Annotated in this window: 17 protein-coding genes; 12 read left to right on the forward strand and 5 right to left on the reverse strand. The window is 69.3% G+C overall.

Annotated elements, in window-relative coordinates; translation table 11 throughout:
- Positions 1 to 62 precede the first annotated feature (62 nt).
- Positions 63 to 1490 carry a carboxylesterase/lipase family protein gene (locus ACFLIT_RS04860; RefSeq protein ID WP_479910071.1) on the forward strand — a complete coding sequence of 476 codons (1428 nt, stop codon included), beginning with the start codon at positions 63 to 65 and terminating at the stop codon, positions 1488 to 1490.
- Position 1491: 1 nt separating this feature from the next.
- Here the strand turns inward: ACFLIT_RS04860 and ku are convergent, their stop codons facing one another.
- Entirely contained in the window at positions 1492 to 2373 is an 882-nt protein-coding gene (ku, locus tag ACFLIT_RS04865) for a non-homologous end joining protein Ku (RefSeq protein WP_479910072.1), read from the reverse strand.
- A gap of 113 nt (positions 2374 to 2486) precedes the next feature.
- On the opposite strand from ku, the gene ACFLIT_RS04870 reads away from it, so the two are divergent.
- The 6 genes from ACFLIT_RS04870 (at position 2487) to ACFLIT_RS04895 (ending at position 9938) form a co-directional block, all read left to right on the forward strand.
- Positions 2487 to 3989, forward strand: a complete 1503-nt coding sequence (locus tag ACFLIT_RS04870; RefSeq protein WP_479910073.1) for a L,D-transpeptidase family protein — start codon at positions 2487 to 2489, stop codon at positions 3987 to 3989.
- Positions 3990 to 4040: 51 nt separating this feature from the next.
- The gene (gene mepK / locus ACFLIT_RS04875) at positions 4041 to 4703 is read left to right on the forward strand and encodes a peptidoglycan L,D-endopeptidase MepK (protein ID WP_479910074.1); all 663 of its coding nucleotides are present in this window, start codon (positions 4041 to 4043) and stop codon (positions 4701 to 4703) included.
- Position 4704: 1 nt separating this feature from the next.
- Complete coding sequence (locus ACFLIT_RS04880; protein WP_479910075.1) at positions 4705 to 5046, forward strand: hypothetical protein; 342 nt, start codon at positions 4705 to 4707, stop codon at positions 5044 to 5046.
- An 81-nt stretch (positions 5047 to 5127) separates the two neighbouring features.
- On the forward strand, positions 5128 to 7935 hold the full coding sequence (locus ACFLIT_RS04885; protein WP_479910076.1) for a PAS domain S-box protein: 2808 nt from the start codon (positions 5128 to 5130) through the stop codon (positions 7933 to 7935).
- A gap of 117 nt (positions 7936 to 8052) precedes the next feature.
- Complete coding sequence (locus tag ACFLIT_RS04890; protein WP_479910077.1) at positions 8053 to 8244, forward strand: hypothetical protein; 192 nt, start codon at positions 8053 to 8055, stop codon at positions 8242 to 8244.
- A gap of 53 nt (positions 8245 to 8297) precedes the next feature.
- A complete protein-coding gene (locus ACFLIT_RS04895) occupies positions 8298 to 9938 on the forward strand; it encodes a GNAT family N-acetyltransferase (RefSeq protein WP_479910078.1) in 1641 nt (546 codons plus the stop codon).
- A gap of 110 nt (positions 9939 to 10048) precedes the next feature.
- Here ACFLIT_RS04895 and ACFLIT_RS04900 read toward each other — a convergent pair whose 3' ends face one another.
- A complete protein-coding gene (locus tag ACFLIT_RS04900) occupies positions 10049 to 10252 on the reverse strand; it encodes a hypothetical protein (RefSeq protein WP_479910079.1) in 204 nt (67 codons plus the stop codon).
- 209 nt (positions 10253 to 10461) lie between these two features.
- Between ACFLIT_RS04900 and ACFLIT_RS04905 the strand changes: the two genes are divergently transcribed.
- From ACFLIT_RS04905 to ACFLIT_RS04925, 5 genes are all read left to right on the forward strand, one after another.
- On the forward strand, positions 10462 to 13692 hold the full coding sequence (locus ACFLIT_RS04905) for a peptidoglycan-binding protein (protein WP_479910080.1): 3231 nt from the start codon (positions 10462 to 10464) through the stop codon (positions 13690 to 13692).
- A 77-nt stretch (positions 13693 to 13769) separates the two neighbouring features.
- Positions 13770 to 14693, forward strand: a complete 924-nt coding sequence (locus ACFLIT_RS04910) for a sulfite exporter TauE/SafE family protein (protein ID WP_479910081.1) — start codon at positions 13770 to 13772, stop codon at positions 14691 to 14693.
- 50 nt (positions 14694 to 14743) lie between these two features.
- On the forward strand, positions 14744 to 15472 hold the full coding sequence (locus ACFLIT_RS04915; RefSeq protein ID WP_479910082.1) for a TIGR02186 family protein: 729 nt from the start codon (positions 14744 to 14746) through the stop codon (positions 15470 to 15472).
- Between the two features lie 20 nt (positions 15473 to 15492).
- Positions 15493 to 15960, forward strand: coding sequence for a DUF3429 domain-containing protein (locus ACFLIT_RS04920; protein ID WP_479910083.1), 468 nt, complete (start codon positions 15493 to 15495; stop codon positions 15958 to 15960).
- The gene (locus tag ACFLIT_RS04925) at positions 15960 to 16232 is read left to right on the forward strand and encodes a hypothetical protein (protein WP_479910084.1); all 273 of its coding nucleotides are present in this window, start codon (positions 15960 to 15962) and stop codon (positions 16230 to 16232) included. Before ACFLIT_RS04920 ends, ACFLIT_RS04925 begins: the two co-directional genes overlap by 1 nt.
- Before the next feature lies 1 nt (position 16233).
- On the opposite strand, the gene pdeM is transcribed toward ACFLIT_RS04925, so the two are convergent.
- Genes pdeM through ACFLIT_RS04940 form a run of 3 tightly spaced genes read right to left on the reverse strand, consistent with a single transcriptional unit; the run spans position 16234 to position 20226 of the window.
- Positions 16234 to 16965, reverse strand: coding sequence for a ligase-associated DNA damage response endonuclease PdeM (gene pdeM / locus ACFLIT_RS04930; protein WP_479910085.1), 732 nt, complete (start codon positions 16963 to 16965; stop codon positions 16234 to 16236).
- A gap of 10 nt (positions 16966 to 16975) precedes the next feature.
- Positions 16976 to 19549, reverse strand: a complete 2574-nt coding sequence (locus ACFLIT_RS04935; protein ID WP_479910086.1) for a ligase-associated DNA damage response DEXH box helicase — start codon at positions 19547 to 19549, stop codon at positions 16976 to 16978.
- Positions 19546 to 20226 (reverse strand): DUF1345 domain-containing protein, encoded by a 681-nt coding sequence (locus tag ACFLIT_RS04940; protein WP_479910087.1) that lies wholly within the window; start codon positions 20224 to 20226, stop codon positions 19546 to 19548. The genes ACFLIT_RS04935 and ACFLIT_RS04940 overlap by 4 nt, the downstream gene beginning before the upstream one ends.
- Between the last annotated feature and the right edge of the window lie 40 nt (positions 20227 to 20266).

The raw sequence follows: 20266 nt of genomic DNA on the forward strand, positions 1-20266 counted from the left end.
GGGCAGGGACTGTTGTCTTATATAACGGCCTGCGGCGTGAAGACCGCGAGAGGGAACATCCCATGAAGACCTGGCTCCTGCTGAGCGCCGCCCTGCTGGCCGCTCCGATCGCCGCCCACGCCCAGGAAGTCGCCATCGACTCGGGCCGCATCCGTGGTTCGACCGCCGACGGCGTCACGGCATGGAAGGGCATCCCCTTCGCCGCCGCCCCGGTGGGCGACCTGCGTTGGCGCGCGCCGCAACCGGCGCCCCGGTGGACCGGAGTGAAGGACACCACCGCCTATCGCAACGACTGCATGCAGGTGCCCTTCCCGAGCGACGCCGCGCCGCTGGGCACGCCGCCGGCCGAGGACTGCCTCTACATGAACGTCTGGAAGCCGGAGTCGGCGGCCGCCAACGCCAAGCTGCCGGTGCTGGTGTGGATCTACGGCGGCGGCTTCGTGAACGGCGGCTCCTCGCCGCCGACTTACGCCGGGGCGGACGTCGCCTCGCAGGGCGTGGTGTTCGTCAGTTTCAATTATCGCGTCGGCCGGTTCGGCACCTTCGCCCACCCGCTACTGACCAAGGCCAACGCCGACGGCGGCCGGCTCGGCAACTACGGCACCATGGACCAGGTGGCCGCCCTGGAGTGGGTGAAGCGCAACATCGCGGCCTTCGGCGGCGACCCGTCGAAGGTGACCATCATGGGCGAGAGCGCCGGCGGCATGTCGGTGAACACCCTGCTGGCCTCGCCGGACGCCAAGGGTCTGTTCCGCGGCGCGATCATCATGTCGGGCGCCGATGCGACGGCGCCGGGCAACCCGGCGCTGAACACCGCAGCCGTCGAGAAGATCGGGACCGATTTCGCGGCCTCGAAGGGCATCGCCGCCGACGATCCGCAGGCCCTGACCAAGCTGCGGGCGCTGTCGGCCGAGCAGGTGACGGACGGCCTCAACATGATGGCCCTGTTCCGCCCCGCCGCCGGCCCGCCGACCTTCACCATGCCGTACACCGACGGCCGCGTGAACGTGCCGCTCGCGCCGGCTTTCGCCTCGGGCAATATCAACAAGGTGCCGGTGATGATCGGGGCCACCAGCGCCGACATGGGCGGCAAGACCGGCATGATGGTCGCCGGCGCCCGCAACACCGCCGCGGCCCTGGCCAAGCAGGGCGTGCCGACCTACGCCTATCGCTTCTCCTATGTCGCCCAGTCGCTGAACAAGGACGGTGAGGCCGGCCACGCCACCGACATCCCGTTCTTCCTCGACACCGCCGACATCAAGTACGAGGCCAAGACCACGGCGCGCGACACCGGCATGGGCAAGACGATCAGCAAGTACGTGGTCAACTTCACCAAGACCGGCGATCCGAACGGCGCCGGCCTGCCGACCTGGCCGCAGTACACCGCCGCCAACGACACGATCATGGACTTCGCCGGCGACGGCATGGCCATGCCGGGCAAGGACCCGTGGGGGGCGGAGCTGGATGCGGCGAAGGTGGCCGCCCGCTAGATCAGGCCCGCTTGCGAGCCGTCGCCTTGTGGGCGGTCGGCTTCTTGCGCGGCTCGGCTTTTGAAGGCGTCGTCCGCTTGGGCGGCGCCTTTTTGCCGCCGGTCCCGGACTGGCCGAGGCTCTTGCGCAGGGCCTCCATCAGGTCGACGACGTTGGTGTCTTCCGGCTCCTCGACCTTCACCTTGCGGCCGGCGCCCTTCTCCTTTTCCTTGATCAGGGCCCGCAGGGCGTCCTCGTAGCGATCGTTGAACTCGGACGGGTCGAACGGCCCGGCCTGCTGTTCGATGATCTTCTCGGCGATGGCGATCATCGATGCATCCGCCTTCTTCTTCGGGATGTCGTCGAAGTAGATCTCGGGCTTGCGCACCTCGTCCTTGTTGCGCAACGAATAGGCCACGAGGCCCTCGTCGCGGGGCTCTATGGCCAGCAGCCGCTCGCGCGTGTGCATCACCACCCGGCCGAGCGCGATCTTTTTGGTTTTTCGCATCGCCTCGCGGATGACGCCGTAGGCGTCGAGCGCCAGCTTGCCGTCGGGGACGAGGTAGTAGGGGTTTTCCCAGTAGAGGCGGTCGATGTCGGCGGCGTCGACGAAGCGCTCGATGTCGATGGTGCGGGTGCTCTCCAGCCGCACGCTCTCGATCTCGTCCTGGGTGATGATGATGTAGCGGCCCTTGTCGACCTCGTAGCCCTTTACGAGGTCCGAGCGGTTGACCGGCCCAAGCTCCGGGTCGGTCGGCACCATCTTGATGCGGTTGTGGGTCTTGGGGTGCAGCAGGTTGAAGTGCACCTCGCCGCCGGAGGCGGTGGTCGCGGTGTAGAGGGCGACGGGGCAGGTGACGAGCGACAGGCGCAGGTGTCCCTGCCAGGTGGGGCGCGCGGCCATGGACGGTCTCCGGTTCATGCGAGTCAACGCGGCCGCGCGGTGACGGTTCGCGGGGCAACCAAATCGCGCCGGCGGCGGTTGCGGAACAGAGCGGGACCCATGATGTCAGGGACATGAGCAAGACCGGTCGACAACGGAGTTTTCGCCTGCGGGCCGGCGGATTGGCGCTGGCGGTCGTCGCGACGGTCGGAGGTGTGGCCAACGCCCAGAACGCGGCGCGGCCCATGCCGCCGACGGTGGTGCGGGTCGATCCCTTTGCCGTTCCGCTACGGGAAGATCAGGCCGCGAGCCTGCTGCGCGCCCTGAGCGACGCGCCCGCCCACGGCTTCTCGCGCGATGACTTCGCGCTGCCGAACGAGCGCGCGCTGTTTGCCAGCCCCAACCCCGCCGACCGCCTCGCGGCCCAGCGCCAGCTGGTCGGCGCCGCCCTGGTCTATGCGCGGGCCATGCGCGCGGGTCGCCTGCCGGCGGGAGCCTTCCCCGCCGACTGGGGCCTGCGCCCCACGGCCTACGATCCGGCGCCGGAGTTCGTCGCCGCCGTCCAGCAGGATCGCCTGGCGGCCTGGCTCGCTGACCTGCCGCCGCCCTACGTGGGCTATGAGTCCCTGCAGGAAGGACTGGCGACCTATCGCGCGATCGCCGAACGCGGCGGCTGGGAAACCTTGCCCGACGGTCCGCTGATGAAGGCCGGCACGCGCGACGCCCGAACGCCCGCCTTGCGCGCCCGCCTGGCTGTGGAAGACCCGCAGACTCCAGCCCTGGCGGCCGGCGCCGATGGGTGGCTGTTCGACGAAGCGCTGGCCGACGCCGTGCGCCGCGCGCAGCGTCGGTTCGGCATCGACCCGGACGGTCAGGTGGGGCGCGGGACACTGGCGGCGTTGAACGTGCCCGTCGACACCCGCATCGGCCAGATCGAGGCCAATATGGAGCGATGGCGCTGGCTGCCGCGCGCCCTGGCGGCCGACCGCATCCAGGTGAACATCGCCGCCGCCGTGCTGACCGTGTTCAGCGGCGACACCCCGATCCAGTCGATGCGGGCGGTGACCGGGCGGCCGGGCGACGAGACGCCGATGCTGCAGTCGGCCATCGACAGCATCGTGCTCAATCCGCCGTGGAACGTGCCGGCGGGCATCGCCGCCCGTGAGCTGTGGCCCAAGGGGCAAGCCTATCTCGACCGCAACGGCTTCATCGCCATTCCGACCGGCGGCGGAAACTATCGCCTGCAGCAGAAGCCGGGACCGGGCAGCGCGCTCGGCCGCGTGAAGTTCGACTTCCCGAACCCCTACGCCGTCTATCTGCACGACACCCCGAGCCAGGCGACCTTCGACCGCTTCACGCGGCTGGCGAGCCACGGCTGCGTGCGCCTGCAAAAGCCCATCGAACTGGCCCGCACAGTGCTGGCGGGCGACCCGGTGTGGACACCGGAAGCCATCGACGCGGCCATCGCGGACGGCAAGACGGTGCGCGTGGCGCTGCCCCGGCCGGTGGCCGTCTATCTGCTCTATTGGACCGCCTACATGGGGACCGACGGGCAGATGAATTTCCGTGACGATCCCTACAAATGGGACGCCCTGCTGCTGCAGCGGATCGCCGCAGGCGGCTCCCGCCAAGCTTGATACCAGGGATTCCATGGGCTTAGGTGGCGCGTCCTTGTTGGGGATGCGTGCATGTTGAAACGTCGTGATCTTCTGAAATTCGGCCTCGGGGCCGCCGCGGGCGCTGGCCTTTCGGCCCCGATCCTGGCCTGGGGGCGTCCGACGTCGCCGGCGGACCACCTGTTTCCGCCCGATCATCCGCTGGCAGCGGACCACGCGGCCCAGCTTGTCGCCCAGCCGATCGCGCCGCCCGCGCCGGTCGCCGCCGGGGCCGCGGAGTTCCGTCAGGTGGCCCTGCACAATCTGCACACCGGCGAGAGCCTGAAGGCCGTCTACTGGGAGAAGGGCGATTATGTGCCGGACGCCCTGCAGGCGGTGAACAAGGTGCTGCGCGATCACCGCAGCGGCGAGGTGCACGAGATCGACCGCGGCCTGATCGACCTGCTCGATACCCTGGCCGGCAAGGTGGAGGCCCAGCGGCCGTTCCAGGTGATTTCCGGCTACCGCTCGCCGGCCAGCAACGCCAAGCTGCGTTCGGCCAGCAAGGGCAAGCAGGTGGCGGAGCACAGCCTGCACACCAAGGGCGAGGCCATGGACATCCGCGTGGAGGGCTGCAACCTGCAGCACCTTCAGAAGGCGGCCCTGAGCATGGGCAAGGGCGGCGTGGGCTACTATCCTGTGTCGAACTTCGTGCACGTCGACGTGGGTCGCGTGAGGCAGTGGAAGGGCACGTGACTTGGCCAGCCGAGACCATCCGTCCAATCCCTTCTGGTGGGTGGTCCTCGGTTTCATCTGCGGCGCGATCGCCACCCTCGGCGCCCTGATCCTGTACGGCGGCGGCACGGAGGCGCGCGATGAGCGGCCATCCGGGCCGACAGTCGCGATTCCACTCGATCCGGATCCTGCACGAGAGGCGCCGGCGCGCGCCGAGCCCGAGGCGCAGCCGGTCGTCGCTCCGGACGCTCCCGCCTCCGCGCCGGTGGCCGAGCCCTCGCCAGAGCCGCCCCCGGCCGTCGATCCGCAGATCGCCGACGATGCCGCCGCAACGGGCATGACCGCGCGATCATCGAGGAACTAAAGGGACTTCCAGCGGCTTTCACGACTCGACGCTACGGCTCCGCTTCGGCGAAGTTTGTTGGTCAGGGAGTTCGGGGGCGGCATGAGTGATTCAACCAAGACCGAATGGCCGATCGGGGGCGGCGATCTGGGCCGCCTGATTCGCCAGACGGATTGGTCCAACAGCCCTTTGGGGCCGCCGACCGGGTGGTCGAACACCATGCGCACGGCGGTCAACCTGATGCTGCCGGCCGCCGCCGAGATCGTGCTGTTCTGGGGGGCGGACTTCATCGCCCTGTATAACGACGCCTATGCGCCGACGATCGGCAAGAAGCATCCTCGGGCGTTCGGCCGGCCGGCCCGCGAGAGCTGGACGGAGCTGTGGGACGATCTCGGGCCGCTGCTGGAAAGCGTGCGGGCGACCGGCGAAACCGTCGCGGCCAAGGATCGCGCCTTCCAGATCGACCGGCGAGGCTTCATCGAGGAGGTGTTCTTCGACATCTCCTATTCGGCGGTGCGCGACGCGGACGACAGCGTCGCCGGGGTGATGTGCATCGTCAGCGAGACGACCAAGCGCGTTCTGGCCGAGCGCGCCCTGACCGACGCCAACCGTCAGCTGGCCGAGGAGACCGGCTTCCTGCGCGAACTGTTCGAACAGGCGCCGGGGTTCATGACCCTGCTGCGCGGGCCGGAGCATGTGTTCGAACTGGTCAATGCGCCGTACCAGCGCCTGATCGGCGGGCGGAACGTGCTGGGCAAGACCGTGCGGGAGGGCTTGCCGGAGCTGGAGGGCCAAGGCTTCTACGAGCTGCTCGATCAGGTCTATCGCACCGGCGAGCCTTTTGCGGCGAATGGCGCCAAGGTGATCCTGCGGACGGCCGACGGAGCCCTGGAAGAGCGCACGCTCGACTTCGTCTACCAACCCATCCGCGGCGCCGACGGCGCGGTGAGCGCCATCTTCGTGGAAGGCTCCGACGCGACCGATCAGGCGCGGGCCATCGAGCAGCTGCGGATCGCGCAGACGGCGGGGCGCATCGGGGCGTTCGAATGGTTTCCGGCGACGGGCCGCCTTGAGGTTTCGGACGAATACCGGCGCATCTGGGGCTTCTCGCCCGAGGCCGAGATCAACGTCGATCTGCTGGTCGCCCTGATCGAGCCGGAGGACCGCCCCCTGGCCGGCGTTCAGCGGCTCGAAACCGCTAATCCGCTGGACTACGCCGAGTATCGCATCCGTCGTCCCGACACCGGCGAGATGCGCTGGATCGCCCGGCGCGGAGAGGTGATCGAGGGCGATGACCGGACGCCCCGGCGCTATGTCGGCGTGTCCTGGGACATCACCGAGCAGAAACGCGTGCAGCGCGAGCTGCAGGTGTTGAACACCAACCTCGAGGCTGAGATCGAGGCGCGCACCGCCGAACGCGACCGCATCTGGAACACCACCAGCGAGCCGATGTGCATCGTCGACCTGGCCGGGGTCTTCCGCGCGGTCAATCCGGCCATGGAACGGTTGCTGGGTTGGGGCGCCGACCTGCTGGTCGGCCAGTCGGCGCTCGACTACGTGCATGTCGACGACGTCAAGGCCTCGGGCGAGACCATCGGCGTCCTGGCCGAACAGCCCGGCGGCGAGGTGCGCATAGAGAACCGGATGCGGGCCATCAACGGCGACTACCGGCTGATCTCGTGGACCGTCACCTCGGACGAAGCGACAATCTATGCGCTCGGCCGTGACGTCACCGAGATGCGTCAAACCGAAGACGCCCTGCGTCACGCCCAGAAGATGGAGGCGGTGGGCCAGTTGACCGGCGGCATCGCCCACGACTTCAACAACCTGCTGACCGGCATCATCGGCGCCTTGGACCTGATGAAGCGCCGAATCCAGCAAGGGCGGCAGGAGGAGGTCGAGCGGTTCATGGACGCCGCCTCGACATCCGCCCAGCGCGCCGCCGCCTTGACCCACCGCCTGCTGGCCTTCGCCCGGCGGCAGTCGCTCGATCCCAAGCCGACCGACGTCAACGCCCTGGTCGCCTCGATGGAGGAGCTGCTGAGCCGGACGCTGGGCGAACGCATCGAACTGGCGATCAACCTGGAAGCGGGGCTCTGGGCGGCCTATGGCGACGGCGCCCAGATGGAGAGCGCCTTGCTCAACCTGGCGATCAACGCGCGCGACGCCATGCCGAACGGCGGGCGGTTGATCATCGAGACCTCGAACGTGACCCTGTCGGAGCCCGCGCGGCCCGGCGACGGTCCGGCGGCGGGCGACTATGTGGCCATCCGGGTCGCCGACACCGGCGTCGGCATGGCGCCGCATGTGGCGGCCAAGGCTTTCGATCCGTTCTTCACCACCAAGCCGCTGGGGCAGGGCACCGGCCTGGGCCTTTCGATGATCTACGGGTTCGCGCGGCAATCGGGCGGCCACCTGGCCCTCGACAGCGAGGTGGGGCGCGGCACGACAGTGACCCTGCACCTGCCGCGGCTGGTGGGGGAGCGCATCGAGGCGACGGGCGACCCGCCGAGTGCGACGCCGCGCGGCGCCGGGGAGACGGTGCTGCTGGTCGAGGATGACGCTCAGGTGCGCCTGCTGGTCATGGAGGTGCTCAGCGAACTCGGCTACCGCACGCTGGAAGCCCATGACGGTGAGGCCGCCCTGCCGATCCTGCGCTCGTCGGCGAAGATCGATCTGATGGTCAGCGATGTGGGGCTGCCGGGCGTCAACGGTCGCCAACTGGCCGAGATCGCCCGCGAAACGCGACCGGATCTGAAAGTGCTTTTCGTCACTGGGTATGCGGAAAACGCCGCGCAACGCTCCGAATTCCTCGGCGAAGGCATGGAAATGATCACCAAGCCCTTCGCTTTGGACGATCTGGCGCGAAAGATACGCGAAATGGTCGAGCTCGCAGCCAAGCACGATTGATTTTGTTACTTCCATGTCGGCTATCCGACATAGTGAACTCTGACCTGAAGCATTCAGTAAAACTTGCCGAAAGCCCATGAGATCCTTATACAGGGGTCGTCTTGGGGCGTTTGACTGTTGCGAACCTACCGGCTGTTCTTTCTCGATCACCAGGCGCATGTCCGCAATTCGCTTGCGGCCGAGCATCCGGATGATGACAGCGCCCGGGCCTGGGCGTTGGCCCAGCCGCGCCGCGATGTCACCGAACTGTGGCAGGGCGACCGCGTGGTCGCCCGCTTCGAGCCTGAAGCGCCTTACAGCGTCGCCTAGGCCCGCCTTCCGAGTCTCGGTAAGCTCCGCGCCATAGCGACGAGGGGCCTGGCTTGAGCCTGCTGAGGGAACTGCGATCCGCATCTCTGGGCGTCGCGCCGCCGGTCGCGGCCGTGCTGACCGCGGCGGCGGGGGCCATGCTGCTGGCGTCGGCCGCGACGCCGTCGCTGCCGACCCGCTTCGTGGTGCTGCTGGTCTACGCCCCGGCGCTGCTGATCGAGGTCAGTCATTTCCTCTCGCCGCTCCTCGGTCTTTCGCTGCTGCTGATCGCCTTCGGCCTGCGTTCGCGCCTCGACGCGGCCTGGACGGCGGCGGTGACGCTGCTGCCCATCGCCGCCGTGCTGGCGGTGTTCAAGGGGTTGGCCTGGGAGGAGGCGACCGCCCTGGCGCTGCTGACCCTGCTGTTGCTGCCGGTGCGACGGGCGTTCTGGCGGCAGGCGGCGCTGAGCCGGATGGAGGTGACGCCCGGCTGGCTGGCCTCGATGGCGGCGGTGATGGCCGGGGCGGCCCTGTTGGGCTGGTGGTCGTTCGCCCACGCCGACTTCGGCGACGTTCCATGGTGGAAGTCGCTGGCCGACAAGGACCTCAACCGCGCGATCCGTTCGTCGGCCGCCGCGGCGATCCTGCTGTTCGCCATCGGCGCCTGGCGACTGATCGCGACCGCCGCCACGCCGAAGGTCGCCGGGGAGGACGATCCGGACTTCGAGCGCGTGCGCGCCATCCTGGCCCGGGCGGAATACGCCGAGCCTTCCGCCAACCTCGCCCTCCTGGGCGACAAGCGGTTCCTGTTCTCGCCGTCGGGCGAAAGCTTCCTGATGTTCGGGGTGCGCGGGCGCTCATGGATCGCGCTCGGCCCGCCGGTCGGCAAGCGGGCCGAGCGGCTGGAGATGTTCTGGCGGTTTCGCGAACTGGCCTACGCCCACGCCGCCCGCGTCGCCTACTATGGCCTTGGTCCCGACGATCTGCCCGATGTCGTTGAGCTCGGCCTTTCGATCCAAAAGATCGGCGAACTGGCGCTGACGCCGCTGGAGGGCTTTTCGCTGGAAGGCCGCAAACGCGGCAATCTGCGCCGAGCCTGGCGCAAGGCGGGCGAGGACGGCGCAACCTTTGAGGTGCTGCCCCCGGGCGGCGCCCGAGCGATCATGGACGACCTCAAGCGCGTGTCGGACGCCTGGCTAACGACGCACGCGGGCGGCGACAAAGCGTTCTCGCTGGGCGGCTTCGAGGCGCGCTATGTGTCGGAAGGGCCCGTGGCGGTGGTGCGGGCCGAGGGGGGGATCCAGGCGTTCGCGACCCTGTGGACCACGGCGCACAAGGGCGCCTTCTCGATCGACCTGATGCGCTACGCCCCCGACGCGCCGCACAACATCATGGACTATCTGTTCGTGGAGCTGCTGCAGTGGGGCAAGGCGGAAGGGTACACGGCCCTCGACTTCGGCGCGGCCCCGCTGGCGGGGCTGGATGACCGGGCCCTGGCGCCGATGATGTCGCGGCTCGGGGCGCTGCTCTTCGAGCGGGGCGAGAACTTCTACAATTTTCAGGGCGTGCGGAAGTACAAGGACAAGTACGATCCCCTCTGGCAGCCGCGATACATCGCGACGCCGCACCGCTGGGCGATCCCGTTCCTGATGGCGGATGTCGGACTACTGTCGTCCGGCGGCATGGCCGGCCTTACGAAACGCCGCGCGGGCTAGAGCCTTTTAGGGCCAGATGGCATCATCTGGCCCGTTGGAAAAGGCTCTACTTTCTAATGTTTAGAGCGCGCCTGGGCGGGTTAACCGCGCACACTTAACCCTGGCGCGCTCTAGTGGCCGGTCGCAAAGCCGAGCAGGTTGACGAGGTGGGTCAGCATCAGCAGGCAGCCGGCGGCTGACAGCAGCATCAACAGCCGCCAGGGGGCCATGCGCGGCCCTTTCAACGGCTCCGGCGGACGGGCGCCGCGCCAGCCGCAGAAGGCCGTGAAGCCCGCGAACAGCAGGGTGAGGGCGATGGTGAGCAGCATGTCCATGCTGGAGCTTCTGCCCGCCGCCTCGCCACGGCGCAAGGCTGCGCCTAGACGGGGGTCGCGCGGAACGACGGGGTTCATTGCGAGCTGCAAGGACGAAGGAACTGTCCACAGCCAAAATGCCGCGACTCAAGATTTGGTGTTCACCACTCGTTTACACACCAGGAATCGATGGCTAGCGTTCGTTACATCGTCCCAGGAGAACGATTCGGATGAGCGCGGGGGCGCCTTGGAGCGTGAAGGGCATCGACCCGAAAGCGCGTGAAGTGGCCAAGGACCTGGCGCGTCGCAGCGGGATGACTCTGGGCGAGCTGCTGAACCGGCTGATCCTCGAAGACGAAGAGGCGACGGTGAGCCCGGCGGGCGAATCCGAGCCCAATCCCTTCGCGCCCTCCGCCCTGTCCTCGCCGGTTTATCCTTCGGCCTCGCCCCTGCGCGAACCCTATCGTGAAGAGCCGCGCGCGACCGGCGACGCCCCGACGCGCTTCCGCGCGCCCGAGCATCCCGCCGATGAGGTGGGCCGCGTCACGGCCGCCTTGGAGCGGTTGTCGGAGCGTATCGAGGCCGCCGAGCGGCGCTCGACCCTGGCGATCAGCGGAATCGATCAATCGGTGCGCGGCGTCATCGGCCGGCTCGACGTGTCGGAGCGCGAGCACGTCGCCGTCGCGGCCCGGTTCGAAGGCGCTGTCGACGAGGTGAAGGCCGAGCAATCGCGCGCCGCCGAACGGCTTCGTCGGATGGAACTGGAAGCCCACGGCCCCCGGTCGGCCGAGGCGTTGAAGGCGCTCGAGCAAGCCCTCGGAAAGGTCGCGGGCCATTTGTACGATGGTGAAGCGCGCACCCGGCAAGCGGTGGCGGACGTCGAGGCGCGTGTGGCGCGGATGGAGATGGACGGCGCCGCGGGCCACAACCTGCCGCCGCTCGACACCAACGAGATCGTCGACGCGGTGGTCGGGCGCATCGGCCAGCGCCTGGAAGCGGCCGAGGCGCGCACGGCCGAGGCCATCGAGACGCTCGGCGCCTCGTTCAACGCCCTCGACGGCCGCCTGAACACGGTGGAAACGGCGGGCGGCGCGGCGGATCGCCGGCTCGAGGAACTGGCCGCCAACCTGAGCCGCCGCATGGAAGCGGCCCGCGTCGAGATGGCCAACAGGCTGCGGGAAACCGCCGAGGGGCGTTTCGACCGCATCGAAAGCCGTCTGGCTGAAATGTCGTCGCATGTGGCGGCGGCGGAGCAGCGCTCGGCCCAGGCGATCGAACGGATGGGCCAGGAATTCGAAACCCTGGCCAACACCATGGGGCGGCGCGTCGAGGCTTCCGAGACCCGCAACGCGGAAGTCGTCGAACAGGTGGGCGGCGAAGTGGCGCGTATTGCGGCGGCCATGGAGGCGCGGGTCAACCGGGCCGATGGCGCCCAGGCCCAGGCCCTGGAGAAGCTGGGCGGCGAGATCGCCCGCATCACCGAACGCCTCGCCGAGCGGATCGCCAACGCCGAGCGCCGCAACGCCCTGGCGATCGACGACGTCGGCGAGCAGGTGGCGCGCGTCACCGAACGCATCAGCGAGCGCAACGAGCGCGCGAGCACCGAACTCGGCGATCGCATCCGTCAGAGCGAGGAGCGCACCGTCCGCCTGCTGGAGGAAGCGCGCGAGCGCATCGACGCCGGCCTGGCTAACACCCAGCGCAAGATTTCCGAACAGGTCGCCGAGCAGATCGCCGCCGCGGCGCCCGAGTCGGCCTCGCCCTTCGCCGAGCCCTTCGCGGCGGCCCCCTTCGCTTCGCCGTTCGGTCCGCAGGTCGCGCGGGAGGAGGCGTATGCATCGCCGAAGGTCTACGCCCCGCCTCCGCCGTCGGCCTTCGAGACGGACGACTTCCCGCCGGTCGAGACCGCCGCATTCCCGGACGACGACGAGGCGCTCGACTTCAACGATGACGCCTTCGACGCGGCGGGTGAGTTCGCCCTGCCGGCGGCCGAGGTCGCGGAAGAAGCCTCGGAAGCCGAGCTGACCGCCGAGGCCGAGGCCGAGGTCGCGCCGGCGGTCGGCTTCGAGACACAGGACGCGTTGGAGGTTGCGGAAGGGTTCGAAGCGCGAGATGCGTTCGAGCCGGAAGCCGTCGGCGTCCAGGCCGAGACTCGCGCCGAGACCCACGACACGTCGGCGGAAGCAGAAATCGCTGTCGCCGCCGAGGCTTCGCTCGAGCCCGAGCAGGCTGCGTCGGAGTCGGAGCCGGAAGCGCCGGTCGATATCATGGACCGCCCGCTGACCACCCGCGAGGTGATCGAGCAGGCGCGCGCCGCGGCTCGCGCCGCCCAGTCGCAGGACCGCAAGGGCAAGAAGGTCAAGAAGGCCGACAGCGCCGACAAGCTGACGCCGCTGACCGGCGATGGCGGCGGGCGCTCGGTGTTCGGGCTCGGCAAGGCGCGTGAACCGGCCGGCGCCAACCTGCAGCGAGCCCTGGCGGTCGCCGCCGTGGCCGCGACGCTGAGCGGCGGCTACGCCCTCTATTCGGTTCGCAACGGCACGCCGACCGGTGAGACTCCGCAGCGGGTCATGGAGGCGCGCGACGGCAAGAGCGCGGTCGTGGCCGGCGGCGAGGCGGCCGCGACTCCCGCGCCGCAGGCTCAGGCTGTCGTGACCGCACCGGTCGCCGGCGCCGCCGCGTCGCAAGCGCCGGCCGCCGCCCAAACGCCGCCCGCCCAGACGGGCGCCGCGCTCTATGCGGAAGCCAAGGCGAAGGTGGAGGCCAAGGATCGCGCCGGGATCGAGGCGATGCGCCGGGCCGCGAACCTCGGCTACACGCCGGCGCAGTTCTACCTCGCCAAGCTGTATGAGAACGGCGAACTGGGCCTGAAGAAGGACATCGTGGAGGCGCGCCGCTGGACCGAGCGCGCCGCCCAGGGCGGCGACCGCGGGGCGATGCACAATCTAGCGCTCTACTACTATCAGGGCCTGGGAGGGGCGAAGAACCCCACCATGGCGGCGAGCTGGTTCCGCAGGGCGGCCGAGCTCGGGCTGGTCGACAGCCAATACAACCTGGCCCAACTCTATGAGGTGGGCGCCGGCGTCACCACCAACGCCGCCGAGGCCTACAAGTGGTATCTGATCGCCGCGCGCGGCGGCGACGCCGACTCCAAGGCCGCCGGCCAGCGCCTGAAGCCGACGCTCTCGGCCGAAGCCCAGGTCGCCGCCGAGCGCTCGGCCTACGGCTTCCGCGCCGCCGCTCCGAACGGCTCGCAGGTGCTGGCGGTCAACACCTCGAGCGACGTGGGCATGGCCCAGCGGGCGTTGAACCGGCTGGGTTATTATCAAGGGCCGACGGACGGCTCCGCCTCGCCGGCCTTCGGCATGGCCCTGTCCGCCTATCAGCGCGACCAGAACCTCAAGGTCTCCGGCGCCCTCGATCCCGAGACCAGCCAGAAGCTGAGCGTCTTCGCGCGGTAGGCCTGCCTGCCCTTCCAATGCGGAAGGGGCCGGCTACTGTGGGATTTGGGGCGCTCGTTCCCAGTCAGGGCGATTGAGTGTTCGATATCTACCTCCCCATCGCCGAGGTTTCGGTCAACGCCGCTTTGCTGGTGGTGTTGGGAGCGGCGGTCGGGTTCATCTCCGGGCTATTCGGCATCGGCGGCGGCTTCCTGATGACGCCGGTGCTGGTGTTCATGGGCATCCCGCCGGTGGTGGCCGTGGCCAGCGAGGCCAACCATGTGGCCGCCTCGTCGGTGTCGGGGGTGATCAGCTACGCCCGCCGCAAGACCGTCGATTTCAAGATGGGCGGGGTGCTGGCGGCCGGCGGGGCGGTGGGCTCGATCATCGGCGTCGAGGCCTTCCGCCTGCTGCGCCTGCTCGGCCAGGCCGACCTCGTGGTCTCGCTGTCCTACCTCCTGTTCCTCGGGGTCATCGGGCTGTTGATGCTCTGGGAGTCGCTGGGCGCCATCGTGCGGCGGCGACGGGGCGAGCCGCCCAAGCCGCGCCGGGAGCGGCGGCCCATGCTGCTCTACGCCCTGCCGCTGAAGATGCGCTTCCCCCGCTCGCGGTTGTACATCAGCGTGATTCCGCCGGTGCTTCTGGGGGTGTTCGTCGGCATTCTCTCGGCCATCATGGGGGTGGGCGGCGGCTTCATCCTGGTGCCGGCCATGGTCTATCTGCTGCGCATGCCCGCCAACGTCGTGGTCGGCACCAGCCTGTTCCAGATCGTCATCACCACCAGCCTGACCAGCGTGCTGCAGGCCGGCCGCAACCAGACGGTCGATATCGTACTGGCGACCCTGCTCCTGGCCGGCGGCGTGGTCGGCGCCCAGCTCGGGGCGCGCGCCTCGGCCCGCTTCCGCGCCGAGGAACTGCGGGCGCTGCTGGCGCTGCTGGTGCTGGTGGTGGGCCTCCGGATGGGCATCGGCCTGTTCGTGACCCCGGTCGATCCCTTCGTGCTGATGACGGGGGCCGGTTGATGCAGGCGGCGCTTCCTCCCCCCACCGTCGTGGCAGAGCCCTCGTCAGCCATGGTCTCGGCCGCGCTCACCGAAACCCATGTGCGGGTGACCTCCGGCTTCCGGGGGGCGCGCATCGTGCTCTACGGGGCGGTGTTCGATCCCGCCGCCCGACCCAGCGATGTGGTGGTGCTGGTTCGCGGGCCGGACCAGCCGATCCGCATCGCCCGCAAGAGCCGCATGGCCGGCATCTGGATCAACGGCCGCCCGGTGGTGTTCGAAGGCGCGCCGGGCTTCTACATGGCCGCCTCGACACGTCCGCTGCCGGATATCGCGGGCTTCGCCGCCCTGCGGCGGTTGGGCGCGGGCCTGGACCACCTGAACATCGCCGCCCCCGCCGAGCAGCGCATCTCGACCCGCTACGGCGTGCGCGACATGGTCGTCTCCAGCCTGGGGCCGGACTATCTCGACTGGCGGCGCGGGGTGCTGCGGCTGAAGGCGGCGGCGGGGCTCTACAACGCCGATGCGGCGGGGGTGCAGTTCGTCGATCGCGGACTGTTCCGCTCGGAGATCCAGCTGCCGGCCTCGGCGCCGATCGGCGAATATTCCGCTCGCATCGTGCTGTTTCAGGACGGGCGGGCGGTGTCGATCCGGGACCGAACCCTGCGCGTGGAAAAGGTGGGGGCCGAGCGAGCGCTCTATCTGCTCGCGCATCAACGGCCTTGGACCTATGGTCTGGCTTCTGTAGCAGTGGCGTTGCTGGCAGGCTGGGGGGCCTCGGTAGCGTTCCGTAGACGGTAGGGGGAAGGCATGCAGGGCTCATGAAGGACCTTCGCATCCATGCGCCGGCGACGGCCTGGGCATTCCTGCTCGCGTGCCTGACGCCGTTTTTCATCTCCGCCGGGCTGTTCTGCTACGGGCCTCCGGCCAAGGCGGCCCCGGCCCTGACGGCCCTGATCACCTATTCGGCCATCATGCTGGCCTTCATCGGCGGACTGCGCGCCGGCTTCGAAATCACCGAGACGCCGCGCTGGCGCACCATCGGCCTGGCCATGCTGGCGGTGCTGGTCGCCCTGGTTCTGGAAGCCGCGCCGATGCCGGCGGACTGGCGGATCGGCGGCTTCCTGACAGCCTTCATCGTGCAGTGGGCGTGGGACAGTTATAGCTTCTCGCACCATGACCAGGACCTGGAGGACGCCCCGACCTGGCGGCCACGCATGCGCACCCTGCTGACCCTGGGGGCCGCGCTCTCGCTGTCGCTGGCGCTCGAATCCGCGCTGCACATGTGATGGCGCGCCGGGCCGTCAAAGGATTGGCGGCGCTGGCCCTGCTGGCGCTCGGCGGCTGCGCCTCGGCGAACGTGGCGATCACCTCGCCCGTGCCGGACGTCCGCGTCGTCACCCGCGGCCAGCGTTGCGAGACGCCCTGCACCCTACGCCTGCCGGTGGGTCGCAAGGTGCTGATCAAGGCCTATGACCCCGCCGGTCTGATGGACTTCACCTACGAGATCGTCCCGCAGGACGGGCTGAACGAGCTGACGGTGCTGGGGCCGCCGCGCTGACTCAGTCCGGGCGCAGGGACCGCCAGCCGATGGCGTGGACCTTGGCGGCGCCCAGCGCGGCCGCCAAGGGCGGTGCGCAGAACAGGCCTGCGAAGGCCTTGTCCATGATGTTGAGCCCGCCGGCGTAGGCGCCGAAGGCGGGCAGGATCAGGCGCAAGCCGTCGGTGACGAAGGCGCGGCGGCGCACGGCGCGGCCGCGGCCGGCGACCTTGACGCAAGGATGCAGGTGGCCCGCCGCCTCGCCGGGCTGCAGGCCGGGCTGGGGCTCGTGGCGCAAGGTCAGGCCTTCGACGGCGAGCTCGTCGACCTTGTCGCCCGGCAGGTCGAGCGGGGCGTGCTCGTCATGGTTGCCGATCACCCAGATCAGGGTGCGACCGCTGGCCAGGGCGGCGACGCGGGCAAGGTCGTCGGCGGCTATACGCGTCTCGGCGCGGGAGTCGTGGAAGGTGTCGCCCATGAACACCAGCACCTCGGGAGCCAGGGCGGCGACTTCGGCCTCCAGGCGGTTCAAGGTCTCGCGAGTGTCGTAGGGCGGCAGCATCTGGCCGCGCGCGGCGTAGGCGCTGCCCTTCTCGAAATGCAGGTCGGCGACGGCGAGGGTGCGTGACGCGGGCAGCCACATCGCACCCGAACAGCGCAGCAGCGTCTCGGCGCCGTGGACCTGGACGGTCAGGCCGCCGCAGCCGCTGCCGGCGAACGGGGGGAGGGGATATCGAACCGGTTCGGCGCTCACGAGCCCATCCTTACCAAGACAGGGCCTCGGCGATCAGGTCTTCCTCGGCCTCGGCCAGCACGGCCTCGGCGCCTTCGCCGGCCACGCGCTCGCGGCCGATCTCCAGCATGATCGGCACCGAGAAGGGCGAGACCTTTTCCAGGGGCGCGTGGCGGATGCGGCCGCGAATCCGGCGCAGCATCTCGGCCAGGCGCGCGGTGTCGAGCAGCGTCAGGGCCGCGTCCTCCCGGGCGCAGCGCAGCATCAGGTGGTCGGGTTGGTGGCGGCGGAGCACGTCGTAGATCAGGTCGGTCGAGAAGGTGACTTGGCGTCCCGACTTCTCCTGCCCTGGGAATCTACGCTCGATCAACCCGGCCACAATGGCGCACCCCTTGAAGGCGCGCTTCATCAGATAGCTTTCCTCCAGCCAGGCTTCGAGGTCGTCGCCGAGCATGTCCTCGGCGAAGAGGTCGTCGAGATCGACGCCGGCCATGTCGCCGATGGCCCAGATGTTGAGGGCGTAGTCGTTGCAGACGAAGCCGGTGGGGCGCACGCCGAGCCGCTCCAGCCGGCGGGTCAGCAGCATGGCCAGGGTGGTGTGGGCGTTGCGGCCCTCGAAGGGGTAGCAGACCAGGTGGAAGCGCTTCCGCCAGGGGAAGGTCTCCAGCAGCATCTCGTCCGCGCCGGGGATCACCGAGTGATCCTTCTGCGCCGTCATCCACTCGCAGACGTCGGCGGGCAGGTTGGGCCAGACGCTCTCGTCGCGCATCATGTCGCGCACGCGCTTGGCCAGGTAGGTCGAAAGCGGGAACTTGGAGCCGCCCCAGGAGAGGATCTTCGGGTCCTTGTTCGGCGCGGGGGAAACCAGCACATCGACGCCGACGATGCCGTTGAACCGCCAGACGCCGCCCGCGAAGACGAAGGTGTCGCCGGCCTCCAGCATTTCGAAGAAGCCCTCCTCGGCCTCGCCGATCTTGCGTCCGGTCTGGCGCTTGCCGGCGGCGATGCGGATGTTGAGCGTCTCGGGGCTGACGATCGCGCCGACGTTCAGGCGGTGGCGGGCGGCGGTGGCCGGATCGCGAACGGTCCAGAGGCCGTCGCGGCGCTTCACGATGCGGCGGAACTTGTCGTAGGTGCGCAGGGCGTAGCCGCCGGTCGAGACGAAATCGACGACGGTCTCGAAATCCTCCCAGGTCAGGTCCGCGAACGGGCCGGCGGTGCGCACCTCGTCATAGAGGGTGATCAGGTCGAAGGGCTCGGAGCAGGCGCAGCCCATGACGTGCTGCGCCAGGACGTCGAGGGCGCCGACGCGGGCGGGTTCGCCGTCGAGCGCGTTTTCGCGGATGGCGTCGGCGGCGGCCTGGCATTCGAGGAATTCGAAGCGGTTGGCGGGGGCGAGGATGGCGCGCGACGGCTCGTCCAGCCGGTGGTTGGCGCGGCCGATCCGCTGGACCATCCGCGAGGAGCCCTTGGGGGCGGCCAGCTGGATCACGAGATCGACGTCGCCCCAGTCGATGCCCATGTCGAGGGTGGAGGTGCAGATGACGGCGCGCAGCTCGCCGCGCGCCATGGCGGCCTCGACCTTGCGGCGCTGCTCGGCGGCGAGGCTGCCGTGGTGCAGGGCGATCGGCAGGTTCTCGTCGTTCAAGGCCCAGAGTTCCTGGAACGCGAATTCGGCTTGAAAACGCGTGTTCACGAACACCAGTGCGGTCCTGGAACGTCGGATCAGGTCGTAGACCTCGCCCATGGCGTGCTCGGCGGTGTGGCCCGACCAGGGCACGCGGCCTTCGCTGACCAGAACCTCGACGATGGGCTGGGCGCCGGGATCGCCGAGGACGAGATCGACCTCAGAGACGCGGTCGGGCTCGCGATGATCCTTCGAGGCCCGCTGCGCTCGCACCTCAGGATGAGGAGCGCTGTCGAAGGGCGTCCCTGCAATCCCAACCTCATCCTGAGGCGCCCCCGCCAGGGGGCCTCGAAGGACCGCCGCCCCCGGCGAGAGCCACCGCCGGATCAGGTCCGGATCATCGACGGTCGCCGAGAGGCCAACCCGACGCATGTTGGGCGCGAACTGCTGCAGGCGGGCGAGGTCGAGCGCCAGGAGGTCGCCGCGCTTCGACGGCCACATGGCGTGGACCTCGTCGATGATCACGCAGGAAAGATCGGCGAAATACTCGCGCGCGCCTTCCCAGGCGCAGAACAGGGCGAGCTGTTCGGGTGTGGTCAGCAGGATGTCCGGCGGCTTGACGCGCTGGCGCTGGCGGCGCGCCTGGCCGGTGTCGCCGGTGCGGCTCTCGGCGACGATGGGGAGGCCCATCTCGCGGATCGGCGTCATCAGGTTGCGCTCGACGTCGACGGCGAGGGCCTTCAGCGGTGAGATGTAGAGGGTATGGACGCCGGGCGGCGTGTTGCGCTTCGGCCGCTCGGCCAAATCGATCAGGCTGGGCAGGAATCCGGCCAGGGTCTTGCCGCCGCCGGTGGGGGCGATCAGCAGGGCGTGGCGACCGTCGCGGCCCTTTTGCACCATCTCCAGCTGATGGCGGCGCGGCGCCCAGCCGCGTGCGGCGAACCAGGCTTCGAACTGCAGAGGCAGGGACCCGGTCACTGGGTGACGAAACCCGCCAGCAGGTTGATGCCCACCGCCAGGATGGCCGTGTTGTAGATGTAGGCGGCCGCCGCGTGGGCGGTGACCAGCTTTCGCAGGCGGGTGGAGCCGATGGAGTTGTCCGAGACTTGGAACGTCGCCCCGACGCTGAACGCCAGGTAGAAGAAATCGAGGTAGCTGGTCGGCGGCTCGCCGGGGAACCCGATGCCGGCGTCCTTGTTGCGGGCCGTCTCCACATAGTGACGATGGGCGTAGTGGGCGGTGAACACCGACTGCAGCATCAGCCAGCCGAGCGCCAGGGTCAGGGCCACGAGGCCGGCGCTGACCGCCTTGTCCTGCGGCGGGAGGGTCTTGGCGGCGAACATGGCTTCGGCAATGCCGCCCAGGCTGACGGCGATCAGGGCCAGGACGAGGAGCAGCAGCACGCCGGACTTCTCGTCATGCTCCGAGGCGCGGGCGCGGATATCGGCCTCGTCCAACGACAGGAAGACGCGCCAGACCCAGATCAGATAGGCGACCGCGCCGATGTCCCAGCCGATCAGCAGATAGTGGTGCGCGGTGGCCGGAAAGGTGCGCGCGACCACGGCCGCGACGATGCCGATCGCGCCTGTGATGACGATCTTCAGGTGCGCCCAGAGGAGGGAGTGACGGTGGGCGGAGGCTTTGCTCATGGCCATCAGCAAGCACTCGTCGCGGGGCGCGTCAATGTTCCCGTTC

It is taken from the genome of Caulobacter sp. HJHS_5 (assembly GCF_056683955.1).

Coding starts and splice junctions, on each gene's coding strand:
- ACFLIT_RS04860 (WP_479910071.1), top strand. CDS start 63: ATGAAGACCTGGCTCCTGCTGAGCGCCGCCCTGCTGGCCGCTCCGATC.
- ACFLIT_RS04885 (WP_479910076.1), top strand. CDS start 5,128: ATGAGTGATTCAACCAAGACCGAATGGCCGATCGGGGGCGGCGATCTG.
- ACFLIT_RS04940 (WP_479910087.1), bottom strand. CDS start 20,226: ATGGCCATGAGCAAAGCCTCCGCCCACCGTCACTCCCTCCTCTGGGCG.
- ACFLIT_RS04920 (WP_479910083.1), top strand. CDS start 15,493: ATGAAGGACCTTCGCATCCATGCGCCGGCGACGGCCTGGGCATTCCTG.
- ACFLIT_RS04925 (WP_479910084.1), top strand. CDS start 15,960: ATGGCGCGCCGGGCCGTCAAAGGATTGGCGGCGCTGGCCCTGCTGGCG.
- ACFLIT_RS04905 (WP_479910080.1), top strand. CDS start 10,462: ATGAGCGCGGGGGCGCCTTGGAGCGTGAAGGGCATCGACCCGAAAGCG.
- ACFLIT_RS04900 (WP_479910079.1), bottom strand. CDS start 10,252: ATGGACATGCTGCTCACCATCGCCCTCACCCTGCTGTTCGCGGGCTTC.
- mepK (WP_479910074.1), top strand. CDS start 4,041: ATGTTGAAACGTCGTGATCTTCTGAAATTCGGCCTCGGGGCCGCCGCG.
- ACFLIT_RS04870 (WP_479910073.1), top strand. CDS start 2,487: ATGAGCAAGACCGGTCGACAACGGAGTTTTCGCCTGCGGGCCGGCGGA.
- ACFLIT_RS04915 (WP_479910082.1), top strand. CDS start 14,744: ATGGTCTCGGCCGCGCTCACCGAAACCCATGTGCGGGTGACCTCCGGC.
- ku (WP_479910072.1), bottom strand. CDS start 2,373: ATGGCCGCGCGCCCCACCTGGCAGGGACACCTGCGCCTGTCGCTCGTC.